This is a genomic window from Microbacterium kyungheense (assembly GCF_006783905.1).
In the GTDB taxonomy this organism is placed as follows: domain Bacteria; phylum Actinomycetota; class Actinomycetes; order Actinomycetales; family Microbacteriaceae; genus Microbacterium; species Microbacterium kyungheense.
This window is the reverse complement of the sequence record NZ_VFPE01000002.1, coordinates 714,725-738,508: the sequence shown is the minus strand read 5'-3', so window position 1 is coordinate 738,508 and position 23,784 is coordinate 714,725. Positions and strand designations below refer to the sequence as shown.

Sequence of the window (23,784 nt, the reverse complement as noted above, 5' to 3'; positions counted from 1 at the left end):
GCGGCGCGTCAGGCCGCGCGCTCCAGCGCCGTGTCGATCAGCTCGGTGATGAGCTCGGGATACGTCATGCCCGAGGCGATCCAGCATTTCGGGAACATCGAGATCGGCGTGAACCCGGGCATCGTGTTCAGCTCGTTCACGTAGAGCCCGTCAGCCGCGAGGAAGAAGTCGACGCGGGCGAGCCCGCGCCCGTCCACCGCGTCGAACGCGCGGATGCCGAGCTCCTGGATGGCGGCGATCTCGGCCTCCGTGAGGTCGGCCGGGCACACGACGTCAGCGCCGGAGCCGCCCAGGTACTTGCCCTCGAAGTCGTAGAACTCGCGTGTGGTCAGCACGATCTCGCCGGGCAGCGAGGCGCGGGCGCCGGAGCCGTTCCGCCCCTCGAGCACCGCGACCTCGACCTCGCGGCCGACGATCGCCGACTCGATGAGCACCTTGTCGTCCTCCGCGAACGCCAGCGCGAGCGCGGCATCCAGCTCGGAGGCGACGTGGACCTTCGACACGCCGACGCTCGACCCGGCGCGCGCGGGCTTCACGAAGGACGGCTCGCCGAGAGCCGCGGCATCCGCTCGCACGCCTTCGGGGTCGCTCTCCCAGCGGGAGCGCGTGACCGTCACCCAGGGCGACACCGGCACGCCCGCGGCGGCCAGCACGATCTTCATGAAGTGCTTGTCCATGCACAGCGCCGAGTCGAGCACGCCACCGCCCGCGTAGGGGATGCCGAGCGTGTCGAAGAAGCCCTGGACGGTGCCGTCCTCGCCGTGCAGACCGTGGAGGATCGGCAGCACGACGTCGAGGCGGCCGAGCTCGTCGACGCCGCCGTCGGCGCGGCGCACCCGCAGCACGCGGTCGGCGCCGCCCTCGGGCCACACCACGCGCGTGCCGTTGTCGACGACCTCGGGGAGACGGTCGGCGTCGAGTGCGAACTTGTCGGGGTCGTCGTCCTCCAGGACGAACACGCCGTCGCGGGTGATGCCGATCGGGATCACCCGGTACCGGTCACGGTCGATCGCCCGCAGCACCCCTCCCGCCGTTGCGGAACTGATCGAGTGCTCGCTGGATCGACCGCCAAAGAGCACCGCCACCGCCGGCTTGTCCATTCTGCGTCCTCTCCCCCTGCGGGGTGTCGTCGTCTGTCGTCAGGTGGGGCGCGATGTCGCGAGGGTTCATGGTGCCGTCGAGCACCATCTTGACCTGCTCGACGATCGGCATCTGCACGCCGACCTCGCGCGCCAGCTGCAGGATGGGCGCGACCGATGCGAGCCCCTCCGCCGTCTGGTTCATCTGCTTGACCACGTCGTCGAAGCGGTAGCCCTGGCCGAGCAGGCGCCCGGCGGTGTTGTTGCGGCTGAGCGGCGACTGGCACGTCGCGATGAGGTCGCCGAGACCCGCGAGGCCCTGAAGCGTCTCGGGGTGCGCACCGAAGGCGACGGCGAAGTCGGTCATCTCGACGAGGCCGCGCGTGATGATCGACGCCTTGGTGTTCTCGCCGTAGCCGACGCCGTCGACGATGCCGATCGCGACGGCGATGAGGTTCTTGAGGACTCCACCGAACTCGGTGCCGATGACGTCGGTGTTGACGAAGGTGCGGAAGTAGGTGTTGCGCGCACGGCGGGCGACGGCCTCTGCGGTCTCTTGGCTGATCGAGGCGATCACCGCGGCCGTCGGCTGCTCGCGGGCGATCTCGAGGGCGAGGTTGGGGCCGGATGCCACGGCGATGCGGGCAGGATCGCAGCCCAGCTCCTGCTCGATGACCTGGCTCATGCGCAGGCCGGTGCGGCGTTCGACGCCCTTCATCAGCGACACGATGGGCGCGTCGGTCTTCGCGATCAGCGGGCGCACCGCCTTGAGGTTCTGACGGACCGCCTGGCTGGGGATCGACAGGTACACCTGCTCGGCCCCCTCCAGCGCCTCCGACAGGTGGTGCGTCGCATGCATGTCGCGCGGGAGGTTGATGCCGGGAAGGTACTCGCTGTTGCGCTTGCCCTCCTGGATCTCGCCGGCGAGCTCGGGCCGTCGGGCCCACATGGTGACGTGCGCACCACCGTCGGCGAGGACCTTGCCGAACGTCGTGCCCCAGCTCCCGGCACCGACGACGGCGACGCGCGGCCGGGTGGAATCCTGCCTACGGCTCAAGGCGCCCCGTCTCTCTCTGCCCGTGGTCGGCGGGGTTCCACCGGACCGCGGGTGCAGGCTCGCCGCGCAGCTGCGACAGCAGCCCCGCGATGTCGGCCATCACGACGTCGGTGGCGGCGACCAGGGCCGTCTGCGAGGTCGCGGTGTCGGCGTACGCCGACACGTCGACCGGGTCGCCGACGATCACGCGCACGCGGCGGCGCAGCGGCCAGAGCTTGAGCTTGCCGTAGCGGGGAAGCACCTGCTGCGCGCCCCATTGCGCCATCGGGATGATCGGGATGCCGCCGGCCAGCGCCAGCCGGACCGCACCGGTCTTGCCGCGCATCGGCCACAGGTCCGGTTCGCGCGTGAGCGATCCCTCCGGGTAGACGATCACGCCGCGACCGTGGCGGACGAGCGTCTCGGACGCCTCCAGCGTCGCGCGCGCCGCGGCCGCGGACGTCGCCCGCGACACCGGCACCATTCCGGTGTGGCGAAGCACCCAGCCGAGGACGGGCACGCGGAACAGGCTCTCCTTGGCCATGAACCGCGGCGCTCGACCCATGCGCCACACGGCGAGGGCGACCACGAGCGGGTCGATCTCGCTCACGTGGTTGGGCGCGAGGACGAATGCGCCGTCCCGCGGCAGCTTCTCCGATCCCTCGATCTCGACCTTGAAAACCAGACCCATGAGCGGGACGACGATGGCCGCGAGCGGCCAGAACAGGCTCGGACGCGTCTTCTCGCTCGAAGCGCGCGGACGACGGGGGCTCAACGGGTCACCCGATGACGTCGAAGTCGGCACCGAGCATCTCGAGCTTGGTGAGGAACTTCTCATACCCGCGGCGGATGATGCCGATGTTGCGCACCACCGACTCGCCTTCCGCGGTGAGCGCCGCGATCACGTAGCTGTAGCCGCCGCGCAGGTCGGGCACCACGACGTCCGCACCGTGCAGCGGCGTCGGCCCGTTGATCACGGCCGCCTGCTCGAGGGCCCGGCGGGCGACACGGCGGCCGGGCGCGTCGATGCCGTCCGGGTGCACGACGATGTCGGCGCCCATCTGGTTGAGCGCCTCGGTGAACCCCAGGCGGTTCTCGTACACGGTCTCGTGGACCGTCGACGTGCCCTCGGCCTGGGTGAGCGCCACGATGAGCGGCTGCTGCCAGTCCGTCATGAAGCCGGGGTGGACGTCGGTCTCGACGACGACCGGCTTGAGCGCGCCGTCGCGACGGAACTGGATGCCGTCCTCGCGCACGTCGAACCAGCCGCCCGCCTTGCGGAAGACGTTGAGGAACGTCAGCATCTCCTGCTGACGGGCGCCGCCGACGAAGATGTCGCCGTCGGTCGCGAGCGCGGCGCACGCCCACGAGGCCGCCTCGTTGCGGTCGAAGATCGCGCGGTGGTCGTAGCCCTGCAGCGTGTCGACGCCCTCGATGAGGATCACGCGATTGGGCTCGTAGGAGATGATCGCGCCCATCTTCTGCAGCACGGCGATCAGGTCCATGATCTCGGGCTCGATCGCGGCGCCCCGCAGCTCCGTCGTGCCCTTCGCCTTGACCGCGGTCAGCAGCACCTGCTCGGTCGCTCCGACGCTCGGGTACGGGAGCTCGATGTTCGCGCCGTGCAGGCCGTCGGGGGCAGTGATGCGGATGCCCTCGTAGCTCTTGTCGACCACGGCGCCGAACGCGCGCAGCGCGTCCATGTGGAAGTTGATCGGGCGGTCGCCGATGCGGCAGCCGCCGAGGTCGGGGATGAGCGCCTCACCGAGCAGGTGCAGCAGCGGCCCGCAGAACAGGATCGGGATGCGCGAGGCGCCGGCGTGGGCGTCGATCTCTTCGAAGTGCGCCGCGACGGCCCCGCTCGGGTCGAAGTGGAGGGTCCCCTCCTCTTCGCCGTCCCATACGCGGACGCCGTGCACCTCCAGCAGGGAGCGCACCACCGCGACGTCGCTGATGTCGGGGACGTCGCGCAGCGTGCTCGTCGTCTCGCCGAGGAGGGCGGCGACCATCGCCTTGGTGACGAGGTTCTTGGCGCCCTTCACCTCGACGCGACCCGTCAGCGGGCGACCGCCGCGGATGGCGAGGACTTCACCGTTCACGTGCTTCTCTCCCGACTTCGCGATCGTCTCGGCGCCCGCGGCGACATTCAGAAGCGACTTCATCCGGTGGACCTCACTGTATTGGTCGGGGGCTGTCGCCCGAGGGGTGCCCGGGTGTTGGCCCGAGGGCGGTCGGCTGTGGACCGGGCACCCTGGTGGGGTGCCCGACCCGGCTCACGGAACGGGAAGCGTCCGCGGCCGCCACGCCTCGCGGCGCGCCTCGAACTGCGCGATCCTGTCGGCTTCGCGCAGCGTGAGCCCGATGTCATCGAGCCCTTCGAGAAGCCGCCACCTAGTGTAATCGTCGATGTCGAAAGGGACCTCCAGCGCGCCGATCGCCGCCGTCCGCGCCTGCAGATCGACAGTCATCCGGATGCCGGGGTCGGCTTCGACGGCGGCCCACACCGCCTCGAGGTCGGACTCCGAGATCACGCCTGTGACCAGGCCTTGCTTACCGGCGTTGCCCCGGAAGATGTCGGCGAAGCGCGGGCTCAGGACCACCTTGAAGCCAAAGTCGCGCAGCGCCCACACGGCGTGTTCGCGACTGGACCCCGTGCCGAAGTCGGGACCGGCGACGAGGATGCTGGCGCCCTGGTAGGCGGGCTGGTTCAGCACGAACTCCGGGTCCTGGCGCCAGCTGGCGAACAGGGCGTCGTCGAATCCGGTCTTGGTGACGCGCTTGAGGTAGACGGCCGGGATGATCTGGTCGGTGTCGACCGCCGAGCGCTTCAGCGGCGCGACGATGCCGGTGTGCGTGGTGAACTTCTCCATGTCAGGCTCCCTGTCCGTCTGCGGCCGATCCGACGAGCTCGTGGAGGTCGCTCGGACTGGAGAGCGTGCCGCGCACGGCGGTCGCCGCAGCCACGAGCGGAGAGACCAGGTGGGTGCGGCCGCCCTTGCCCTGGCGACCTTCGAAGTTGCGGTTGCTCGTCGAGGCGCAGCGCTCCCCGGGTGCGAGCTGGTCGGGGTTCATGCCCAGGCACATCGAGCACCCCGCGAAGCGCCACTCCGCTCCGAACTCCTCGAAGACCTTGTCGAGACCCTCTGCCTCGGCCTCCAGCCGGACGCGGGCGGAGCCCGGGACGACCATCACGCGGACGCCCTCGGCCTTCTTGCGGCCCTTGACCACCGACGCGAAGGCGCGCAGGTCCTCGATTCGGCTGTTCGTGCACGATCCCATGAAGACGGCATCGACCGGGACGGACTTCAGCGCCGTCCCCGGCTGCAGGTCCATGTACTCCAGTGCACGCTCGGCGGCCGCGCGCTCGTTGGGGTCGGCGATGTCGGACGGGGTCGGCACGACACCCGACAGCGACACGCCCTGCCCCGGGTTCGTCCCCCACGTGACGAAGGGCTCGAGCTCGTCGGCGTCGAGGAAGACCTCGGCGTCGTAGACGGCGCCCTCGTCGCTCGGCAGCGTCCGCCAGTAGGCGACCGCGTCGTCCCAGTCCTGGCCGTGCGGCGCGTGGGGACGGCCCTCCAGGTAGGCGAACGTCGTCTCGTCGGGGGCGATCATGCCGGCGCGGGCGCCCGCCTCGATCGACATGTTGCACATCGTCATCCGCCCCTCCATAGAGAGGGACCGGATGGCGCTGCCGCGGTACTCGAGCACGTAGCCCTGACCGCCGTTGGCCCCGATCTTCGCGATGATCGCGAGGATGATGTCCTTCGCGGTGACACCGGGCTTGAGCTGGCCTTCGACGGTGATCGCCATCGTCTTGAAGGCCTTGAGCGGCAGCGTCTGCGTCGCCATCACATGCTCGACCTCGCTCGTGCCGATGCCGAAGGCCATCGCGCCGAACGCGCCGTGGGTCGAGGTGTGCGAGTCGCCGCACACGACGGTGATGCCCGGCATCGTGAGTCCGAGCTGCGGGCCGACGACGTGGACGATGCCCTGCTCCTTGTCGCCCAGCGAGTGCAGGCGGACGCCGAACTCCTCGGCGTTGCGGCGCAGCGTCTCGATCTGCGTGCGGCTGGTGAGGTCGGCGATCGGCTTGTCGATGTCGAGCGTCGGAGTGTTGTGGTCCTCGGTGGCGATCGTCAGGTCGAGCCGCCGAACGGGACGCCCCTCGGCGCGAAGGCCGTCGAAGGCCTGCGGACTCGTGACCTCGTGCACCAGATGCAGGTCGATGTAGATGAGATCCGGCTGGCCGTCCTCGCCGCGGACGACGACGTGGTCGTCCCAGACCTTCTCGGCCAGGGTGCGGGGGCGGTCCGGGATGCCGGATGCGTCGATCGTGCTCATTGCTCTGTCGTTCTCCTCGGATGAGACGGCGCCCGCGACAAACCGGGGCCGTGAGGGGTGGGGGCCCGCGACGAACTCCGCGACGAGGGAGGCCTGGAACTAGGACTCGTCGCGGCCGCTAAGGAGAAGGCGAGCGATCCGCACGAGCCCAGGCTACCACCGGCGCGGTGGACCTCGGCTCGTGCGGACCCGGCCTCAGTGCGCGTCCGGGCCTGCGGGCTCCTCGACGGCGGGTGCGGCATCCACGTCGTTCCGCTTGTCACGGGCGGACGCGATGAGGCTCGCGATCGTCGCCACAGCCATCGACACGACGATGACGCCGAGCGACATCCAGGTCGAGATCTCGGGCGCCCATTCGATGGGCTCGCCGCCGTTGATGAAGGGCAGCTCGTTGACGTGCATGGCGTGGAAGACGAGCTTCAGGCCGATGAACGCGAGGATGAACGCGATGCCGTAGTGGAGATAGCGCAGGCGGTCGAGCAGATCGCCGAGCAGGAAGTACAGCTGGCGCAGGCCCATCAGGGCGAAGATGTTCGCGGTGAAGACGATGAACGCGCTCTGGGTGATGCCGAAGATCGCAGGGATCGAGTCGATCGCGAACAGCAGGTCGGTGACGCCGATCGTGACGAACACGATGATCATCGGGGTCCACATCTTCTTGCCGCCGACGACGGTGCGCACCTTGGCGCCGTCGTACTCGTCGCTGATGTCGATGAAGCGGCGGAGCACGCGGACGACGAACCCCTCCTGCTTGACGTCGTCCTCGTGGTCGCCGCCGGGGAAGGCCTGCCTGATCGCCGTCCAGACCAGGAACGCCCCGAACAGGTAGAACACCCAGCTGAACTGCTCGATGATCGCGGCGCCGAGCATGATGAACACGCCGCGCAGCACGAGGGCGATGATGATGCCGACCATCAGCACTTCCTGCTGGTAACGGCGCGGCACCGCGAACTGGCTCATGATCAGCACGAAGACGAACAGGTTGTCGATCGAGAGGCTGTACTCGGTGAGCCAGCCGGCCACGAACTGCCCGGCGTACTCGCCGCCGGCGAAGATCCACATCAGGCCCGCGAAGATCAGCGCCAGCGTGACGTAGAACAGGACCCACAGCGTGGACTCCCTCGCCGACGGGATGTGGGGGCGCTTGAGGATCAGCAGCAGGTCGGCGATGAGGATGAGCGTCAGGATCACGAGGGATCCGATTTCGAACCACAGCGGGAGGTCGAGGTCCATTGCGGGCCTTTCGAGAGGGCGAGGAGGGGTCGGTCGAATCCGAAAGTCTCTCCCCCACGGGCCGACCGGCCTGCGTCGCACACCCGGGGTCGCTCTGTCGGGACCCGTGATGACGGATGCGCGGTTACGGGATACTCCCTCTCGCTCGCATCAGGATACAGGCTCGGGATGCCGCACCCGCGCCATCCCGGCGCATCCGGCTGAGACGATCGGCTCTGTGCCGACACCGGTTGAGTGAGAGATGATTCGAGGGTTCGGAGGACGGGGATGGCTGACGACGGCTCGCGCGACGACCCGCAGGACGACGCCGCACTGGCGGCGCTGGCCGCGGGCGGGAGCGAGCGCGCCTTCCGCACCATCTACCGCGCCTACGTGCGCCCGGTGTACTGGCTCGCCCACGGCCTGGTCGGCAACCCCGCGGATGCCGAGGAGGTCACTCAGGAGACCTTCCTCGTCGCCTGGCGCAAGCTCCCCGGCTTCGAACTGGCGGGCGAGTCGCTGCTGCCGTGGCTGGCGACCATCTGCCGGTTCCAGGCAGCGAACCGCGTCCGCCGTCAGCGCCGCGACCGGGAGCACAACGTCGCCCCCGCAGATGAGAGCCTGCCCGACACGATCGACGTCGAGCAGCAGGTCGTCGATGCGGCACTCGCCGACGCGATCCTGCGAGAGGTGTCCGGCCTCGGCGACCTGGACCGCGAGATCTTCCGGCTGTGCGCGACCGAGGGCTACGCATACCAGGCGGCCGCCGAGCAGCTCGGCGTCGCCCACGGCGTCGTCCGCAACCGTCTCTCCCGCATCCGGACGCGCCTCCGGACCGTCGTGAAGGAGAGCACATGAACACGCAGCCACGGGATCCGCGGGGTGCGGCATCCCTTCCGGAGCTCAGCCCGCAGCGCATCGACGAGATCGAGGACGCGCTGTTCGCCGACATCGCGCGGGAGCGCACGCGGTCGACCGCGCAGCGCAGGCGACGGGGGCGCTACTGGATCGCCGGCGGGGCTGCGGCCGCGGTGATCGTCGTCGCCGCCGTCATCGCGCCGTCCGTCGGCACGCTGGTCTCGCCGACCGGAACCTCCGACGGCTCGGCCATCGCCCCCGCCGCGCCCGACACAGGAGCCGCCGACAGCACGGCGGAATCCAGCTCGGGCTCGCGCGACTCCGCTCCGCTGGCGGGCGAGCTCGACGCGGCAGGCGGCGCCGCCGCGGATTCTGCCGCGCAGGCGGCCGGACGCGACGTCGTGACCACCGCGTCGGCCACGGTCACCGTCGACGACGTGAACGCCGCCGCACGCACGGTCGCCGGTACGGCAGCCGCCCACGGCGGCTATGTCGAGTCGATGAGCATCGGCACAGACGGCACCGGCCAGCCCGTCGAGCCGAGGCAGGGCGACACGCTCGGCGGCGTCGTCGCGCCCGACGTCATGCCGTACCCGGTTCCCACGGACGGCGCCTGGATCACGGTGCGCGTGCCCGCCGACGAGCTCACCGCCGTGCTCGGCTCGCTCGACGACCTCGGCACGGTCACGGCGACCGACGTCAACCGGCAGGACGTCACCTCGCAGACCGTCGACCTGCAGGCCCGCATCGACGCCGCGCAGGCGTCGGTCGACCGCCTCACCGCCCTCATGGCTCAGGCGCAGAGCGTCTCAGACCTGATCGCGGCGGAGTCCGCGCTGTCAGAGCGCCAGGCACTCCTGGAGTCGTACCAGCAGCAGCTCAAGATGCTCGACGACCAGGTCGCCCTGTCGACGCTGTCGGTGACCCTCACCCCCGATGTCGAACCGGTGGCCGCCGACCCCGCGGGCTTCGGCGACGGCCTCGCGGCGGGGTGGAACGGACTCGTCGCGACGCTCAACGGCATTGTGGTGGCGATCGGCTTCCTCATCCCGTGGCTCGCCGTGGCCGCCGTCGCGGCGGTCATCGTGTGGCTCATCGTCCGCGCGGTGCGCCGGCGGCGCGCGGCGCGGTCCGCCCGGACGGCGGAGCGCACGGCGTCCATCGACGAACGCCAGGGGTGAGCCGCACCGGCCGTGGATACTGTGGGACGGTGACGTCACGCAGATTCCCCCGGTCGGTGTACCAGAGCGGCGAGGAGCCGGACGCGCGGTTCAGCCTGGCCAACGAACGCACGTTCCTCGCCTGGAACCGCACGGCCCTCGCTCTCATCGCGGGCGGCGTGGCGCTGGAGGCGCTCGGCCTGGACCTGCAGCCGGGGCTGCGGCTGGCCGCGTCCCTCGTGCTCATCGCCGCCGGCGTGATCGTGCCCATCCTCGCGTGGTCGGAGTGGGGCCGGACCGAGCGTGCCATGCGCGTCGGCGCACCGCTGCCCGGGTCTGCGACGAGCCTCGCCCTCGCGGCGACGATCGTGCTGGTCGGCGCGCTCGTCCTGCTGGGCGTCGTGCTCCGATGACCGGCCGGGCGCTGTTCGACCCCGGCCTGCAGCCGGAGCGGACGGAGCTCGCCTGGCGGCGCACGGCGCTGGCCATCGGCGTAGGTTCGCTGCTGTCGCTGCGCGTCCTCCCCGCCGTCGTCGGCGACCCCGTCTGGGCTGCGGCATGGCTCATCCCCGGCATCGCCGGGCTCGCGTTCGCGGTGCTGCTGTGGTTCCGCGCGCAGCTGCGCCACCGTCGCGTCACGGCGGCCCTGCTCGACGGACGCCCCGAGGACCTGCCCGGCAGCGGGCTCATGCTGATGCTGACGCTGTTCGTCGTGGGCTGCGGGGTGCTCTCGGCCGTCGTGGTGCTGTGGTGGACCTGACAACAGCCCCGGGAAACCGCAACGCCCCCGCAGTCGTGGAGGACTGCGGGGGCGTTGCGTCGTTGTGACCCCAGCGGGATTCGAACCCGCGTTACCGCCGTGAGAGGGCGGCGTACTAGGCCGCTATACGATGGGGCCGTACAGCGATCCGGAGCGCGAACTCCGGGTGTTGCCTGACTGGTGACCCCAGCGGGATTCGAACCCGCGTTACCGCCGTGAGAGGGCGGCGTACTAGGCCGCTATACGATGGGGCCGTTCAGGCAACCGTTCGATTATGCCACGCCCCGCATGCCCCGTCCAAATCGACGCGGCACCGGCGCCCCGGCTTGCCGACGGCGGCTCGGGACCGCTTGACTCGAGCCATGCGAGTCACCAAGTTCGAGCACGCGACGCTCACCCTCACCGACAGCAGCCGGACGGTCGTCATCGACCCCGGCTCGTTCACGGCCCCGCTCGGCGAGCTGGAAGGCGTCGTCGCGGTCGTCATCACGCACGAGCACGCCGACCACTGGACGCCCGAGCACCTCCAGCGCATCGTGGAGCAGTTCCCCGGCACGCCCATCTACGGCCCGGAAGGCGTCGCGAAGGCCGCGGCCGGCTTCGACGTGACGGTCGTCCGCCCCGGGGATGTCGTCGAGGTCGAGCCGTTCCGCCTGGAGTTCTTCGGCGGCACGCACGCGGTGATCCACCGCTCGATCCCCGTCGTCGACAACGTGGGCGTGCTCGTCAACGACGACTTCTACTACCCGGGCGACTCGTACGCCGAGCCCGGGCGACCGGTGAAGCTGCTCGCCGCGCCGGTGGGCGCGCCGTGGCTCAAGATCGGCGAGGCCATGGACTTCGTGCTCGCGGTCAAGCCGCGACAGGTGTTCGGGACGCACGATCTCACCCTGTCGGTCGCGGGACGCGACATGGGACGCGGCCGCCTCGGCTGGGCCGCGGAGCAGGACGGCGGCGAGCTCCTCCGCCTCGACCCGGGCGAGTCCGTCGACATCTGACGCTCCCCCGGACGCACGAAACGACGGATGCTGCGGCGGCTTCGACCCGCGGCATCCGTCGTCTCGTCTTCGCTCACCCGCGCCGAAGCGGGGCGAGAGTCCGCCTACTGTGCGTCGAGATCGGTCTCGAGCAGGGCCACGAGCTCGTCGAGCGCCTTCTCGGCGCCCTCGCCCTCGGCCTTGAGCGTCACGACCGTGCCCTGCGATGCGCCGAGCCCCATGAGCGACAGGATGCTGCCCGCGTTGAGGTCGGCTCCGCCCTCGACGGCGATGGTCACCGGGACGGGCTGGGACTGGACGGCCTGCACGAACAGCTTCGCGGGGCGCGCGTGCAGCCCCGAGCTGCTCGCGATGGTGGCCTGACGTTCTGCCATGGTTCTCTCCTGTCTGGTCCGACGCGCCCGTCGGAACGGAAGTGGGCGCGTCGACGATCCGATTCTGTCTGACGAGCGGGTCAGGCCGCCACGGGTACGCCGGATTCGGCCTGCTCGAGCTCCTTGCGGGCCACGAAGCGCTTGAGCCCGATGACGGCGAACGCCGACACCACGGTGCCCGCGGCAAGGGCGATGACGAAGCCCCAGATCGGGTTGATCGCGAAGAAGACGAAGATGCCGCCGTGCGGAGCGAGCGACTGCACGCCGAACGCCATCGACAGGGCTCCGGTGACCGCCCCGCCCAGCATCGATGCCGGGATGACCCGCAGCGGATCGGCCGCGGCGAACGGGATCGCGCCCTCGCTGATGAACGCTGCGCCCAGCAGCCACGCCGCCTTGCCGTTCTCGCGCTCGACCGGCGGGAACAGCGGACGCGCGAGGACGGTCGATGCGAGCGCCATCGCGAGCGGGGGCACCATGCCCGAGCACATGACCGCCGCCATGATGAGGTACGGAGTCGGGTTCTCGGGCGAGCCCGCCGCGAGCCCTGCGGTCGCGAACGCGTACGCGACCTTGTTGACCGGCCCGCCGAGGTCGAAGCACATCATGAGCCCGAGGATGATGCCGACCACCACGATGCCCGAGGTGCCGGCGAGGTCGGTCAGCCACGCGTTGAGGCCCTCCATGAGGGCGGCGATGGGGCGGCCCAGGAACAGCACCATCAGCCCCGACGCGACGATGGACGCGAGGAGCGGGATGATCGCCACCGGCATGAGACCCCGCAGCCAGCGGGGCACCGACCACGTGCCGATCCACCACGCCACGAAACCGGCGAGGAGGCCGCCGACCATGCCGCCGATGAAGCCCGCGTTCATGAGCACGGCGACGGCACCGGCCACGAAACCCGGCGCGATGCCGGGGCGGTCGGCGATCGCGAAGGCGATGTAGCCGGCCAGCGCCGGCACCAGGAAGCCCATCGACGTCGCGCCGATCATGAAGGCGACCGAGCCGAGGTACTGGCCGAGCCCGCCCGCGGGGAGGTCCCACAGCGAATTCTGGAGGATGACGTCCTTCGCGTCCGCCGTGACGTCGTAGCCGCCCAGCAGGAATCCGAGGGCGATGAGCAGTCCGCCGCCCGCGACGAACGGGATCATGTAGCTCACGCCGGTGAGGAGGATCCGCTGGATGCGGGCGCCCCACGACAGCTTCTCGGCGGGAGTGGATGCCGCGGCCGCCGCCTCGCCGCCGACACGGGTCGCCGACGGGTCCTTCGCCGCCGCGACCGCCTCGGCGATCAGCTGCGCGGGCTGCTCGATGCCGCGTTTGACGCCCGAGCGCACCACCGGCTTGCCGGCGAACCGCTGCGGCTCGCGCACGTCGACGTCGGTGGCGAAGATGACCGCGTCGGCACCGTCGATGACCTCTCGCGGCAGCGCCTGGTAGCCGCTGGATCCTTGCGGCTCGACGATCATGTCGATGCCGGCCTTCTTGCCCGCCGCCGTCAGCGCATCGGCTGCCATGAACGTGTGCGCGATCCCCGTGGCGCATGCCGTCACCGCGACGATGCGGGCGGGGCGGCCGTCGATGCTCGGCCCGTCGACAGCATGTGCCGCCGGAGCGGGCGCTCCCGCAGGCGCTGAGGCCGCTGGCGCCGCGGCGGGCTGGGGCGCGGCATCCCCCTCGCCGATGGCCGTGCGCACGATCGTCACCACGTCATCCGCTGACGAGGCGGCGCGCAGGCCCGCCGTGAAGTCCTCCTGCATGAGGCTGCGGGCGAGCTTGGACAGCACCGCGAGGTGGGCCTCGGCCGCGTCGGCGGGTGCCGCGATCAGGAACACGAGGTCGGCCGCGCCGTCCGGCGCGCCGAAGTCGACCCCCGGCGTCAGGCGCGCGAACGCGAGCGAGGGGGTCGTGACGGCGGCGCTCTTCGCGTGCGGGATGGCGATGCCGCCCGGAAGGCCGGTCTCGTCCTTCTGCTCGCGCGCCCATGCGTCGGCGTACAGCGCTTCGGCGTCCGTCGCGCGTCCCTGCGCGACGACGCGCTCGGCGAGCGCCCGGATGACGGCGGACTTGTCGTCGCCGAGGACGGCGTCCAGGCTCACAAGCCCTGGGGTGATGGTGTCGGCCATGATGGCCTCCGGTTTCTGTGGGTCGTTCGGGTGGAGAGGATTCAGGTCAGGCGCGTGAGGGGCACGTCGCCGAGGGGAAGGTCATCGGGCGCGGGGGCCTGAGTACCCGGGAGGGATGCCGCCGCCGCTCCGTAGTGGACGGCCAGGCGCAGCCGTTCGTCCGCCTGCTGCCCACGGACGTGGGCGAGCACGTAGCCGGCGAGCGAACTGTCGCCCGCACCGACGGTGCTGACGACGCGGATGGGCGGCGGGACGGCCGCCCAGGCGCCGTCCGCGTCCACGAGCAGCGCGCCGCGCGCGCCGAGGGTGACCAGTGCTGCGCCGACGCGGTCGGGAACGAGCGCCCGTGCGACGTCGAGAGCCGTCTGCGCGTCGGCGCCGGTCAGGTCCGCGCCGACCAGGTCGCCCAGCTCTTCGTCGTTGGGCTTGATGAGATCGGGGTGCCCGTGCGCGACTGCCGCCGCCAGTGCCGGCCCGGATGCGTCGACGGCGATCAACGGCGCCTGCGCACCGTGCACCGCACGGACCGCCTCGATCACCCGCACGTAGAAGTCGTCGGGCACGCCGGGTGGCAGGGAGCCCGCGAGCACGAGCCAGCGCGCCCCGGCCGCCGCGGTGACGGTGGCATCGACGACGGCCGAGATCTCGTCGGGCGACAGGCGGGCGCCGGGCAGGTTCAGCTTCGTGGTGATCCCCGCCGGGTCCGTGATGGCGAGGTTCGCGCGCACGTGGCCGGCGATGGGGACGCGATGCGCGTCCAGGCCGCTCCCCCGCAGCGCGGTGTCGAACGGGTCGTCCATCGCGAGCGGCAGCACCGCGACACACGGCTCGCCGGCGGCGACGACTGCGCGGGCGACGTTGATGCCTTTGCCGCCGGCATCCTCGCGAGCGGACTGGGCACCCTGCACATCGCCCACCTGCAGCGGCGCGGGCAGCGTGATCGTGCGATCGAGGGACGGATTCGCGGTGAGGGTGACGATCATGACAGCCAGACCTCCACGTCGGCGTCCGCGAGGGCGGACGCGAGCTCGGCATCGGGAGCCGCGTCGGTGACGAGCACGTCGATCGCCTCCAGCGGCGCGAAGCCGACGAGCAGCTCGGCCCCGAACTTCTCGGCATCCGCGACCACCACCACGCGACGGGCGGCGGTGACGATCGCGCGCTTGACGGCGGCCTCATCGGGGTCGGGGGTGCTGAGGCCGAACGCGGCCGACAGGCCGTTGGTGCCGATGAACGCCACGTCCGGCCGGAGAGCGCCGATCGCGCGCACGGTGTCGGCGCCGACGGCTGCCGCTGTGAGCCCGCGCACGCGGCCGCCGATGAGCGACAGGGACGCGCCGGGGACGGCGGCCAGCGCATGGCCGAGCGTCAGGGAGTGCGTGACGACCTCGATGCGTTCGGACACGAGTCGGGGCGCCAGCGAGGCGGCGACGGCCGCGGTCGTGGTGCCCGCGTCGAGGAAGAGCGAACCGCTGAAGTCCGCGCCCAGCGCGTCGAGCGCCCGGGTGCCGATCGCGGTCTTCGCACTGCCGTGGTGTTCGAGACGCTCGGCGAGCGAGGGCTCGCGCGTGCTCGCACGCTCACGGCCGACCGCGCCGCCGTGCACCCGGCGCAGGGCGCCGACGCCCTCCAGGTGATCGAGATCGCGCCGGATCGTCTCGGTGGTGACGTCGAAGCGCTCTGCCAGCTCGACGACGCTGACGCGGCCTTGCGCGGCCAGCAGGAGCTCGATCTGCTCGTGGCGCTCCGTTGCGTACATCTGCGGGTCCTTCCGTGGATTCCCACACATTACAACATGCTCCAACATAAACACAAGAGCGCTTCACCCGACGCGGGAGTAGGTTCGAACGATGCACGACAAGCCCACGGCAGAGATCGACATCGACACCGCTCTCGTGCGCCGGCTGGTGATCGAGCAGGCGCAGTCCATCCCGCATGCCGCCGAGCTGCCCCTGGAGAAGGTCGCCGAGGGCTGGGACAGCGAGGTGTGGCGCCTCGGAGCCGAGTACGCGGTGCGCCTTCCCCGGCGCGACCTCGCGGCCCCGCTCGTCCTCAGCGAGCAGCGCGTGCTTCCCGGGATCGCCGAGCGGCTTGCGCCACTCGGCGTCCCGGTGCCCGCGCCGGTCGTGTGCGGCGCGCCGTCAGGCGACTACCCGTGGGCGTGGTCGGTGGTCCGCTGGATCGAGGGCGACGCCGGACTGGACGTGCCGCGGGCGGCGCGCGCCGGCTGGGCCGACCAGCTCGCCGCGGCCCTGGTCGCACTGCACACCGAAGCCCCGGCGGACTTTCCGGTCAACCCCGTGCGCGGGCGGCCGCTGCAGACCCGCGCCGCGGCGTTCGCCGAGCGGATCGCCACCGCGCGCGAGACCGGCGTCCTCGACGAGGCCACCGCCGACGCGCTCACCGCCGCCTGGCAGGAGGGACTGCGGACGCCCGGCTGGAACGGGCCGCCGGTCTGGATCCACGGCGACCTGCATCCCGGCAACCTCGTCTCACGCGACGGCGCGCTCGCGGGCCTCATCGACTTCGGCGACGTGACCGCCGGCGACCCCGCGTACGACCTCGCCGTCGCCTGGCTCGCCTTCGACGCCGCCGGCCGCGCGCGATTCATCGCCGCCACCGGAGCACACTACGACACCGCGACCTGGCGGCGCGCCCACGCGTGGGCGGCCGCTGTCGCGCTGGTGCTGCTCGTGCACAGCGACGACAACCCCGACTACTTCGCGCTCGGATCGGATGCCGTCACGCACGTGCTCGCGGATCCGCCGGCGTGACGGCATCCACTGATCACGACGCAGCGCGGTCCGGCTCGTCGACCATCTCGGGGTCGACGGGGATCTCGCCGGGGCGATAGCGCGGCAGGCGCGAGGCCGGGATCGCGGCGATGAGGCTGATGCCGGCGAGGATCAGGAAGCCGAGCTTGAGGGTGCGCAGACGCTCCTCCTCATTGATCGTCACGGCGGCGTCGATCTGCGCCGGGTCGGCGTCGGTGCGCTCGAGCACGGCGCGCAGGTCGTCGTTGCTCACGAAGTTCACCTGATCGAGGTCGACCTGGGCGATCAGCTCCGGCGGCAGTTCCGGGTGATCGGCGACCGCGTTGCCGACGCCGATGCCGAGCGTCGTGACGAGCACAGCGCCCATCACCGCCGTGCCGACGGCCGATGCGAGGTTCTGCGTCGTCCCGCGGATCGAGCCGACGTCGCCCGCGAGGTTCTTCGGAGCGGAGGTCACCAGGACGTTGAACACCAGCGTCACGAGTGCCCCCTGCCCGATGCCGAACACGATGAGACCCACGATTGTCGGCAGCGTCTCCCAGTTGTTCGTGACGACCACCGACAGCCACACCAGCGCGAGCGTGGTCAGGGCGAACGAGAACAGGCCGATCGTGCGCGGCGAGTAGCGGCGGTAGAACCGCACGATGAGGGTCGCCGTGACGAACACGGTGAGGTTGAACGGCATCATCGCGAGCGACGTGTCGAAGGGTGTCCGCCCCTGCACCACCTGGATGTAGGTGGGCACGGTGAAGTTCACCGCCGCCTCCATCGCCACGATGATGAACATCGCGTACACCGCCGCCCGTTCACGACCGTGGCTGAGCACCGAGAGGTCGACGAGGGGCTGCAGGCCGCGGCGCATGCGACGACGGGTCCACACGAAGAACAACTGACCGAACACGACGCCGAACACCACGAGGATCGGCGCGGGCGACATGCCCACGACCGAGAACGGGGCGTCTTCGCGGGCCTCGAGGATGCCCCACGCGTTGAGGTTGTTGAAGCCGACGGTGAGCAGAACGATCGCGACGCCGATCAGCGCCGACGCGACGAGGTCGATCTTGACCGCCGGGTTTCCGCGGTCCGACCTCAGCCGGAAGCTCAGGATGAAGACGATGACGGCCAGGCCCAGCGTGATGCCGAAGATCGGCCGCCATCCCACGAGCGTGCCGAGCGTGCCGCCGATGAGGAACGCGCTCACGCCCGAGAACGCACGCGCCGACCCCAGCGAGCCGACCGCCGTCGCCTGCTGGCCGCCCTGGTAGTTCTCGGCGATGAGGGCGACCAGTGACGGCACGATGATGGCCGCCGCGGCGCCGGCGAGCACCTGGCCCGCGATCGCCCAGCCCATCGTCTGCGCCAGGATCATCATGAGCGACGAGACGCCGAAGACCACGATCACGACGCGGAAGATGCGCACCCATCCCACACGCTGCCCCAGCTTCGCACCCGTCATCACGAGCGCGGCCACCGCGAGGCCGTAGACCACGATCGTCGTGCTCGCCACCGTCGGCGGCACGCCGAAGTCGGTGACGAACCCGCCCAGCGAGATCGGCAGCGCCGCGACGTTGAACGACATCAGCACCTGCGCGAGGAAGAGGCCGACCATGGGCACCCAGGACCGCTTCTCGACATCGGTCTGCGGCATCCGCTCATCCGTGGTCATCGTGCATCTCCTGTCGTGCCCGGCACCCACCGTGCCGAGGCGAAGAGGTTGAGTCCGAGGGCGCGCGACAGGTAGGCGCACGCGCGCTGGCCGCGGACGCTGTTGCCGGCGGCGTCCAGGCGAGGCGAGAAGGCGCCGACGGCGCCCTTGCCGGGAGCGACCGCGACGATGCCGCCCGAGACACCGGACTTCGCCGGAAGGCCGATCTCGAACAGCCATTCGCCCGAGCGCTCGTAGAGGCCGCACGATGCCAGCACCGCCAGGGTGTCGCGGCAGACCTCGGCCGATACGACCTGCTCCCCGGTCACCGGGTTCACGCCGCCGTCGGCGAGCGTGGCACCCATGATCGCGAGATCGTGGGCGTCGACGGCGAGCGAGCACTGCCGCGTGTAGACGTCGACGCTCTCTTCCGCGTCGGCATCGAGTCGGCCGTAGCTGTGCAGCAGCTGCGCGATGGCGCGGTTGCGGTGGTTGGCCCCGGACTCGGAGCGGTACACCTCGTCATCGAGGACGAGGTCGCGTCCGGCGAACCGCGAGAGCCCATCGCGCACGGCGGACCACCGCTCCTCGGCGTCCGACCCGGGCAGCAGCGCTGTCGTCGCGATCGCGCCGGCGTTGACCATGGGGTTCATCGGGCTGCCGCCGTTCAGCTCGACGGCGATCACAGAGTTGAACGCCAGCCCGGTGTTGTTGACGCCGATCCGCTCGTGCACGCGTTCGTGACCGATCGCCTCGCACGCCAGGGCGAACACGAACGCCTTCGAGATCGACTGGATCGTGAAGCGGATGCCGGTGTCGCCGGCCTGATGCACCCTGCCGTCGACGCCCACGACGCTGAGTCCGAACCAGGCGGGGTCGGCGTGCGCGAGGACCGGGATGTAGTCGGCGACCGTGCCGGCGTCGTCCGGGGCATACCGTGCGTGCGCCGCCCTCACCCACGCGTCGACGCTGCCGCCCGGCGGCAGCGCTCCGGTGGAGGACCGCTGGGCCACATCGAGGACATCGGCTTCGAACACGGAGCTCCCTCAGGTCGTCGGTGCCCTTGCACACTATCGCCGGCCCGGAGCGGGCGTGCGCGGCGCGCGGTCTGTGACGTGCAGGCAGGACGCCAATCGGCACGCTTGACGTACTACGCCACGCGTACTACGTTGTGGGGCGTATCAACGCACGTGAGAGGGGGACGCCATGATCAGCGCCGACGCCATCCGCGGGTACGTCGACCTCATGATCCTGTCGCTGCTGCGCGAGCGTCCGTCTTATGCGTACGAGCTCGCCCAGCAGATCAGCGCGACCACGGGCGCGGAGTACACGATCAAGCAGACGACCCTGTATTCCGCCGTCAAGCGCCTGGAGAGCGCCGGCCTCGTCACGTCGTTCGCCGGCGCGTCGGAGTCCGGCAAGCCGCGCACGTACTACCGGATCACCGCCACGGGATCCGCTCATCTCGCAGAGAAGGTCGCCGAGTGGCGTGACACCAAGTCCGTCGTCGACCGCTTCGTCCAAGGAATCGAACAATGAACGTCATCACCGCCTATCTGGACACCATGTTCGCCGCGTACCCGCCGTCGCCGCGCATGACCGAGGCCCGGTCCGAGCTGCACGCCATGATGGAGGACGCCTACACGTCGCATCTCGACGCCGGGATGTCTGAGAATGAGGCCGTCGGCCGCGTGATCACCGAGTTCGGCAACCTCGACGAGCTCGCGCCACAGCTCGGGATCTCGGGCGACATCGCCTCGGTCCCCCCGGCCGCACCCTCGCCCGAAGGCCCCACAGCCCTTGCCCCTGTCACGCTCGACGAGGCCGAGGCGTACCTCGCGGCCCGGCGTGAGACGCAACCGGCACTCGCGTGGGCGCAGGTGCTGTTCATCCTCTCGCCGGCCGTCCTCATCGTGCTCTCGACGCTCAGCGCGGCGGGTGCCATCGGCCTCGCCGTCAATCCGGCGGTCCTCATCGGCACCGTGGTGCTGCTGGCGTGCGTGGCCGGCGCGGTGACGATCCTCGTGCGGCGACGCCAGCGGCTCGCGCCGTTCGCCCGGCTCGCCGAGGGCGACGCCCCCCGCTCCGGGGCGGTCGATCGCTGGGCAGGTGCGCTCGCCGCCGACGCCGCTCCGCGCCGGACGACAGCGTTCCAGATCGCCGTGGCCCTGTGGATCGTCGCACTCGTCCCCGTCCTCGCGGTGAGCCTGCTCGCGTCCCCCGAGACCTCGCGCACCTGGATCGGGATCGCCGTCGCAGCGATGCTCGGCATGTTCGCCGTCGGCACCTTCGTCCTGCTGAGGAAGGACGCGGACGCCGCGACCGCGGCGGTCCTCCTCCGCAGCCGGCGCGCGATGTAAGGGCAACGCCGCCGTTGCCGGGACCGCGGGCCGCTCCGGGCGACCTCGGCCGGTTCAGCGCGGTCCGTATGCGGCGAGGAAGACGCGTGCTCCCTCGCGGGCGTGTGCGCGCACCGTCGTCGGCTGCCCGATCTGTCCACCCAGCATCCCGCGGTCCATCTCGGCTCCCATCACCAGGAACGCGAAGTGCTCCGCCGCGAGCATCGGCGAGCCCGCCGCGAGCAGACCCCGATCGGTCAGGCGCCCGAACGCGGCGGACAGCGCCCGCAGAACCATCTCGGGCGCTCGCCGGCGGTACGTCGCGACGAGGTCGGGGAATCGTGCGGCTTCGGCGACGAGCAGCCGGCGCAGCGGCAGCACCGGACCGAGGAGCACATCGTCCGCGAGACGCTCGGCCAGTTGCGGCAGCTCCCGCTCGACATCCTCGAGCCCGTCGATGGCTTCTGTCAGCAGATGCGCGAACTGCTCGGCAGTGGCGATCGACCGGCCGAGGGCGGCACGGAAGAGCGCCTCCTTCTCTCCGTAGATGTTGTACACCGTTCGCTTGGCCACGCCGGCGCGCTCCGCGACGAGCTCGACGCTCACCCCGTCGTATCCGAACTCGAGGAACGCCTCGATGGCGGCGTCGAGGATCAGCACGCGCGAGCGCGTGATCCTCGGGTCTTCTCGCCGTGTCATCCTGCATCCCCTCTTGCGGCCGGACGCGTCACGGATCTACTCTACCCACGAGTGCACTAATGCACGCGCCAGTGCAGGAGATTGATCATGTCGACAGCATCCGCCGGTTTCGATCGCCGCGCAGCCGTGACGCGCAGCCTCTTGGGCTGGGGTGTCGTCGCCGGCCCCTTCTACGTGCTGGTGGGCGTGGTGCTCGCGCTCACGAGGCAGGGATTCCACCTGTCGGAGCATGCACTGTCACTGCTCATGCTGGGCGAGTTCGGGTGGATGCAGCGCCTCAACCTCATCCTCACCGCGCTCATGGTTCTCGCGGCAGCGTGGGGCTTCCTCCGGGCGATCCGCAACGGGCGCGGACTCGCCGTCGCCGTGCTCGTCGGCGTCTACGGCATCTGTCTCGTGCTGAGCGCGGTCTTCCCACCCGACCCCGTGCCCGGGTTCCCGCCGGGGTCGGAGGGCGGCGCGGCGTCCGTGAGCGGCATCCTGCATCTCATCTTCGGCGCGCTGGGCTTCGCCGCCCTGGCAGCGGCCGCGTTCGCCTACGCCGGCTGGTGCCGGGCGATCGGTGCGCGCACACACGCCGTCTGGGCGACCGTACTCGGCGTGATCGTCCTCATCGGCTTCTTCGGCGGCGCGGCGTTCGCGATGATCCCCCTCGGGGTGCTCCTCCTGTGGATCTCGGTGCTCGCGGGCCTGTCCTGGCTTGCCCTCGCCTCGAGCCACGTCTACGCCTGGACACCACACCCGGTCCGGGCCCAGCGGACTCCGTCGAGAGTGTGAGGGGCATGAGCCGATCCGCCGAACCTCTGCGGGCGGAGGCGCATGGAAACGACAAAACCCCCGATATTCGGGGGTTTTCGTCTTGCTGGGGTACCTGGACTCGAACCAAGAACAACTGAAGGTCGTCTGGGGCTCGGCTCCCCTACCCTGCATGCGCAGGAAACCGCGTGTTTCCGCGGTTCTCATGGGTTCAGTGTACCGGCGACCACGGGCGCGGGCGGGCTGAATCTGGGACCCGCGGGAGGTTTCTGGTCCCGTTTCTGGTCCCGCATCACCATCGTGGCAGCTGCTCATGTGAGAACGGAAAGCGACACCGGCGCCCACCGCACGGACTGCATTCGCAAAGCGCAGCTTTGAGACAGCGTCCGGACCGTCGTCGCGGTCCGCGAGTCCGGCCTCACTTCTCCGCTCGGCTGAAGCGGGCGAACCTTTGCCGGTCCGATTCGCTCCCTCCCGCTGTCTCCATTCGTTCGGCGGTGTCCGTCATGTGCGCCGCCTCCCCTCCGACGAACCCGTGGAGCGCGCTCCGCGTGGGCAGATCGACCCAGAGTCGGATACTTCCGGACTTCACTCCGGCACCGTTGACGATTGCGGCGCCTCCGATCCGGTCGAGGAACGGCCGCACCTCCTCCGCCACATCCGTCGGCAGATAGCCCACATCGCGCCCGTTGGAGAACACGGCGATGTTGACTGACCCTCGCGAGCTGTCAGGCTCGTGCCGAAGGACGTACGCGCGACGCGCACGCCCCTGACGCTCGCGATCGTTGACGAGGTAGTGCGTCCGCTCCAGTGCGACGGACCGCGACGATAACCGTCGCAGGTCTGGCAGGTCATCGTGACGCCGGACACGCCCCGTGACCGCATAGACAAGTTCTTCCCACCATGCGGACATGAGCGCCTCTCTTCGGGCCGGCAATTGCAGACGCGCTGACGTGCAGGTGCTCAGTTCAGGCGTGGACTCGGCCACCATCTGGCGCATGCGCCTGCGTGTTCCCCGTGGTCCTGAACGCCACCGACGCCGCCAGTGCTGTCACCGCCGTCGCGCGTTCATGCTCACTGGCGGTTGCGTCGGCGAACCGGGCGGCAGCCGTCTCCCGTGCCGTGCGAACGACCGCGCTGATTTCGGCGAGCCGATCAGCGAGCACACTCGCCAGCCCATCCCGCAACTCTTCCAGGTTCGTATTCGCGATCTCCAAGCGCCGATCGGAGACTGTCACCTCAACAGTGGGGTATCCCGACTTGGTGAGACAGTCGCGAGTCTCATCGCCAAGGATCGCCGTCACCTCTTCCCGCTCGGGACGGCGACTGAATACCGCCTCCACCGTGTAACGATCGGGGGCATCCCCTGTCATCAGCGCTGCAGGCAACGAGCCCACCAGCACCGATCCCAGGCCCAGCGTCGCGGCGTCTCCACCGCTCGTTCGTGTCTGCGTCTTCATGACCTGACGGTACGCCTCCAACATGTGCGCCTCACAGGATGCGCGAACCTCGCGCGCGTCGCCGGCCGCGACGAATGCGGCTGCGCCAATCCAGCGACTCTCAGTCGCTGCCCGCGGGCGCCTGCGATCTTGCCGGTTGCCGCCTTCCTGTGCGTTCACCG

Annotated in this window: 25 protein-coding genes and 2 tRNA genes; 9 read left to right on the top strand and 18 right to left on the bottom strand. The window is 70.5% G+C overall.

Annotated features, from left to right (window positions below):
- Positions 1-8: 8 nt before the first annotated feature.
- From FB391_RS10210 to FB391_RS10180, 7 genes are all read right to left on the bottom strand, one after another.
- Positions 9-1,100, bottom strand: a complete 1,092-nt coding sequence (locus FB391_RS10210) for a D-alanine--D-alanine ligase family protein (RefSeq protein WP_141894294.1) — start codon at positions 1,098-1,100, stop codon at positions 9-11.
- On the bottom strand, positions 1,000-2,136 hold the full coding sequence (locus tag FB391_RS10205; protein WP_141894293.1) for an NAD(P)H-dependent glycerol-3-phosphate dehydrogenase: 1,137 nt from the start codon (positions 2,134-2,136) through the stop codon (positions 1,000-1,002). The genes FB391_RS10210 and FB391_RS10205 overlap by 101 nt, the downstream gene beginning before the upstream one ends.
- Positions 2,126-2,920, bottom strand: coding sequence for a lysophospholipid acyltransferase family protein (locus FB391_RS10200; RefSeq protein ID WP_425462947.1), 795 nt, complete (start codon positions 2,918-2,920; stop codon positions 2,126-2,128). Before FB391_RS10200 ends, FB391_RS10205 begins: the two co-directional genes overlap by 11 nt.
- Complete coding sequence (murA, locus tag FB391_RS10195) at positions 2,895-4,277, bottom strand: UDP-N-acetylglucosamine 1-carboxyvinyltransferase (protein ID WP_185843029.1); 1,383 nt, start codon at positions 4,275-4,277, stop codon at positions 2,895-2,897. Before murA ends, FB391_RS10200 begins: the two co-directional genes overlap by 26 nt.
- A 111-nt stretch (positions 4,278-4,388) precedes the next feature.
- Entirely contained in the window at positions 4,389-4,985 is a 597-nt protein-coding gene (gene leuD, locus FB391_RS10190; RefSeq protein ID WP_141894291.1) for a 3-isopropylmalate dehydratase small subunit, read from the bottom strand.
- Position 4,986: 1 nt separating this feature from the next.
- Positions 4,987-6,459, bottom strand: coding sequence for a 3-isopropylmalate dehydratase large subunit (leuC, locus tag FB391_RS10185; protein ID WP_141894290.1), 1,473 nt, complete (start codon positions 6,457-6,459; stop codon positions 4,987-4,989).
- A 195-nt stretch (positions 6,460-6,654) separates the two neighbouring features.
- Complete coding sequence (locus FB391_RS10180) at positions 6,655-7,692, bottom strand: TerC family protein (protein ID WP_141894289.1); 1,038 nt, start codon at positions 7,690-7,692, stop codon at positions 6,655-6,657.
- 267 nt (positions 7,693-7,959) lie between these two features.
- Here FB391_RS10180 and FB391_RS10175 point away from each other — a divergent pair, with 267 nt between their 5' ends.
- Genes FB391_RS10175 through FB391_RS10160 form a run of 4 tightly spaced genes read left to right on the top strand, consistent with a single transcriptional unit; the run spans position 7,960 to position 10,449 of the window.
- Complete coding sequence (locus FB391_RS10175) at positions 7,960-8,529, top strand: RNA polymerase sigma factor (RefSeq protein WP_141894288.1); 570 nt, start codon at positions 7,960-7,962, stop codon at positions 8,527-8,529.
- The gene (locus FB391_RS10170; protein WP_141894287.1) at positions 8,526-9,710 is read left to right on the top strand and encodes a DUF4349 domain-containing protein; all 1,185 of its coding nucleotides are present in this window, start codon (positions 8,526-8,528) and stop codon (positions 9,708-9,710) included. The genes FB391_RS10175 and FB391_RS10170 overlap by 4 nt, the downstream gene beginning before the upstream one ends.
- A 29-nt stretch (positions 9,711-9,739) precedes the next feature.
- Entirely contained in the window at positions 9,740-10,102 is a 363-nt protein-coding gene (locus FB391_RS10165; protein WP_141894286.1) for a YidH family protein, read from the top strand.
- Positions 10,099-10,449 (top strand): DUF202 domain-containing protein, encoded by a 351-nt coding sequence (locus FB391_RS10160; protein ID WP_141894285.1) that lies wholly within the window; start codon positions 10,099-10,101, stop codon positions 10,447-10,449. Before FB391_RS10165 ends, FB391_RS10160 begins: the two co-directional genes overlap by 4 nt.
- 65 nt (positions 10,450-10,514) lie before the next feature.
- Here the strand turns inward: FB391_RS10160 and FB391_RS10155 are convergent.
- Positions 10,515-10,587 (bottom strand) — tRNA-Glu (locus FB391_RS10155).
- Between the two features lie 40 nt (positions 10,588-10,627).
- Positions 10,628-10,703 (bottom strand) — tRNA-Glu (locus FB391_RS10150).
- Positions 10,704-10,811: 108 nt separating this feature from the next.
- Between FB391_RS10150 and FB391_RS10145 the strand changes: the two genes are divergently transcribed.
- A complete protein-coding gene (locus tag FB391_RS10145) occupies positions 10,812-11,447 on the top strand; it encodes an MBL fold metallo-hydrolase (RefSeq protein ID WP_141894284.1) in 636 nt (211 codons plus the stop codon).
- Positions 11,448-11,551: 104 nt separating this feature from the next.
- On the opposite strand, the gene FB391_RS10140 is transcribed toward FB391_RS10145, so the two are convergent.
- The 4 genes from FB391_RS10140 to FB391_RS10125 all read right to left on the bottom strand — a co-directional run bounded on the left by FB391_RS10140 (position 11,552) and on the right by FB391_RS10125 (position 15,709).
- Entirely contained in the window at positions 11,552-11,821 is a 270-nt protein-coding gene (locus tag FB391_RS10140; protein ID WP_141894283.1) for an HPr family phosphocarrier protein, read from the bottom strand.
- A gap of 80 nt (positions 11,822-11,901) precedes the next feature.
- Positions 11,902-13,950, bottom strand: coding sequence for a PTS fructose transporter subunit IIABC (locus FB391_RS10135; protein ID WP_141894282.1), 2,049 nt, complete (start codon positions 13,948-13,950; stop codon positions 11,902-11,904).
- Positions 13,951-13,991: 41 nt separating this feature from the next.
- On the bottom strand, positions 13,992-14,933 hold the full coding sequence (locus FB391_RS10130) for a 1-phosphofructokinase family hexose kinase (protein WP_141894281.1): 942 nt from the start codon (positions 14,931-14,933) through the stop codon (positions 13,992-13,994).
- Positions 14,930-15,709 (bottom strand): DeoR/GlpR family DNA-binding transcription regulator, encoded by a 780-nt coding sequence (locus FB391_RS10125; RefSeq protein WP_141894280.1) that lies wholly within the window; start codon positions 15,707-15,709, stop codon positions 14,930-14,932. Before FB391_RS10125 ends, FB391_RS10130 begins: the two co-directional genes overlap by 4 nt.
- A 91-nt stretch (positions 15,710-15,800) precedes the next feature.
- Between FB391_RS10125 and FB391_RS10120 the strand changes: the two genes are divergently transcribed.
- Entirely contained in the window at positions 15,801-16,724 is a 924-nt protein-coding gene (locus FB391_RS10120) for an aminoglycoside phosphotransferase family protein (protein ID WP_141894279.1), read from the top strand.
- A gap of 13 nt (positions 16,725-16,737) precedes the next feature.
- Here the strand turns inward: FB391_RS10120 and FB391_RS10115 are convergent, their stop codons facing one another.
- Together FB391_RS10115 and glsA are read right to left on the bottom strand one after the other, a co-directional pair.
- Positions 16,738-18,390 carry an MFS transporter gene (locus tag FB391_RS10115; protein ID WP_141894278.1) on the bottom strand — a complete coding sequence of 551 codons (1,653 nt, stop codon included), beginning with the start codon at positions 18,388-18,390 and terminating at the stop codon, positions 16,738-16,740.
- Complete coding sequence (gene glsA / locus FB391_RS10110; RefSeq protein WP_141894277.1) at positions 18,387-19,406, bottom strand: glutaminase A; 1,020 nt, start codon at positions 19,404-19,406, stop codon at positions 18,387-18,389. The genes FB391_RS10115 and glsA overlap by 4 nt, the downstream gene beginning before the upstream one ends.
- Positions 19,407-19,575: 169 nt before the next feature.
- On the opposite strand from glsA, the gene FB391_RS10105 reads away from it, so the two are divergent.
- Both FB391_RS10105 and FB391_RS10100 read left to right on the top strand, forming a co-directional pair.
- Positions 19,576-19,908, top strand: a complete 333-nt coding sequence (locus FB391_RS10105) for a PadR family transcriptional regulator (protein ID WP_141894276.1) — start codon at positions 19,576-19,578, stop codon at positions 19,906-19,908.
- Positions 19,905-20,729 carry a permease prefix domain 1-containing protein gene (locus FB391_RS10100; protein WP_141894275.1) on the top strand — a complete coding sequence of 275 codons (825 nt, stop codon included), beginning with the start codon at positions 19,905-19,907 and terminating at the stop codon, positions 20,727-20,729. The genes FB391_RS10105 and FB391_RS10100 overlap by 4 nt, the downstream gene beginning before the upstream one ends.
- 54 nt (positions 20,730-20,783) lie before the next feature.
- On the opposite strand, the gene FB391_RS10095 is transcribed toward FB391_RS10100, so the two are convergent.
- The gene (locus FB391_RS10095) at positions 20,784-21,407 is read right to left on the bottom strand and encodes a TetR/AcrR family transcriptional regulator (protein WP_141894274.1); all 624 of its coding nucleotides are present in this window, start codon (positions 21,405-21,407) and stop codon (positions 20,784-20,786) included.
- Positions 21,408-21,494: 87 nt separating this feature from the next.
- On the opposite strand from FB391_RS10095, the gene FB391_RS10090 reads away from it, so the two are divergent.
- Positions 21,495-22,184, top strand: a complete 690-nt coding sequence (locus FB391_RS10090) for a DUF998 domain-containing protein (RefSeq protein ID WP_141894273.1) — start codon at positions 21,495-21,497, stop codon at positions 22,182-22,184.
- Positions 22,185-22,581: 397 nt separating this feature from the next.
- On the opposite strand, the gene FB391_RS19685 is transcribed toward FB391_RS10090, so the two are convergent.
- Entirely contained in the window at positions 22,582-23,163 is a 582-nt protein-coding gene (locus FB391_RS19685; RefSeq protein ID WP_185843028.1) for a hypothetical protein, read from the bottom strand.
- Complete coding sequence (locus tag FB391_RS10080) at positions 23,132-23,623, bottom strand: hypothetical protein (RefSeq protein WP_141894272.1); 492 nt, start codon at positions 23,621-23,623, stop codon at positions 23,132-23,134. The genes FB391_RS19685 and FB391_RS10080 overlap by 32 nt, the downstream gene beginning before the upstream one ends.
- Positions 23,624-23,784: the final 161 nt, after the last annotated feature.

Excerpts from the sequence above, each read along its gene's own strand:
- FB391_RS10170 (WP_141894287.1), top strand. The coding sequence starts at position 8,526 with ATGAACACGCAGCCACGGGATCCGCGGGGTGCGGCATCCCTTCCGGAG.
- FB391_RS10125 (WP_141894280.1), bottom strand. The coding sequence starts at position 15,709 with ATGTACGCAACGGAGCGCCACGAGCAGATCGAGCTCCTGCTGGCCGCG.
- FB391_RS10175 (WP_141894288.1), top strand. The coding sequence starts at position 7,960 with ATGGCTGACGACGGCTCGCGCGACGACCCGCAGGACGACGCCGCACTG.
- FB391_RS10080 (WP_141894272.1), bottom strand. The coding sequence starts at position 23,623 with ATGAAGACGCAGACACGAACGAGCGGTGGAGACGCCGCGACGCTGGGC.
- leuD (WP_141894291.1), bottom strand. The coding sequence starts at position 4,985 with ATGGAGAAGTTCACCACGCACACCGGCATCGTCGCGCCGCTGAAGCGC.
- FB391_RS19685 (WP_185843028.1), bottom strand. The coding sequence starts at position 23,163 with ATGCGCCAGATGGTGGCCGAGTCCACGCCTGAACTGAGCACCTGCACG.
- FB391_RS10120 (WP_141894279.1), top strand. The coding sequence starts at position 15,801 with ATGCACGACAAGCCCACGGCAGAGATCGACATCGACACCGCTCTCGTG.
- FB391_RS10180 (WP_141894289.1), bottom strand. The coding sequence starts at position 7,692 with ATGGACCTCGACCTCCCGCTGTGGTTCGAAATCGGATCCCTCGTGATC.
- FB391_RS10090 (WP_141894273.1), top strand. The coding sequence starts at position 21,495 with ATGTCGACAGCATCCGCCGGTTTCGATCGCCGCGCAGCCGTGACGCGC.
- FB391_RS10105 (WP_141894276.1), top strand. The coding sequence starts at position 19,576 with ATGATCAGCGCCGACGCCATCCGCGGGTACGTCGACCTCATGATCCTG.
- FB391_RS10210 (WP_141894294.1), bottom strand. The coding sequence starts at position 1,100 with ATGGACAAGCCGGCGGTGGCGGTGCTCTTTGGCGGTCGATCCAGCGAG.
- FB391_RS10160 (WP_141894285.1), top strand. The coding sequence starts at position 10,099 with ATGACCGGCCGGGCGCTGTTCGACCCCGGCCTGCAGCCGGAGCGGACG.
- FB391_RS10140 (WP_141894283.1), bottom strand. The coding sequence starts at position 11,821 with ATGGCAGAACGTCAGGCCACCATCGCGAGCAGCTCGGGGCTGCACGCG.
- FB391_RS10100 (WP_141894275.1), top strand. The coding sequence starts at position 19,905 with ATGAACGTCATCACCGCCTATCTGGACACCATGTTCGCCGCGTACCCG.
- FB391_RS10115 (WP_141894278.1), bottom strand. The coding sequence starts at position 18,390 with ATGACCACGGATGAGCGGATGCCGCAGACCGATGTCGAGAAGCGGTCC.
- FB391_RS10145 (WP_141894284.1), top strand. The coding sequence starts at position 10,812 with ATGCGAGTCACCAAGTTCGAGCACGCGACGCTCACCCTCACCGACAGC.
- leuC (WP_141894290.1), bottom strand. The coding sequence starts at position 6,459 with ATGAGCACGATCGACGCATCCGGCATCCCGGACCGCCCCCGCACCCTG.
- FB391_RS10130 (WP_141894281.1), bottom strand. The coding sequence starts at position 14,933 with ATGATCGTCACCCTCACCGCGAATCCGTCCCTCGATCGCACGATCACG.
- FB391_RS10095 (WP_141894274.1), bottom strand. The coding sequence starts at position 21,407 with ATGACACGGCGAGAAGACCCGAGGATCACGCGCTCGCGCGTGCTGATC.
- FB391_RS10135 (WP_141894282.1), bottom strand. The coding sequence starts at position 13,950 with ATGGCCGACACCATCACCCCAGGGCTTGTGAGCCTGGACGCCGTCCTC.
- murA (WP_185843029.1), bottom strand. The coding sequence starts at position 4,277 with ATGAAGTCGCTTCTGAATGTCGCCGCGGGCGCCGAGACGATCGCGAAG.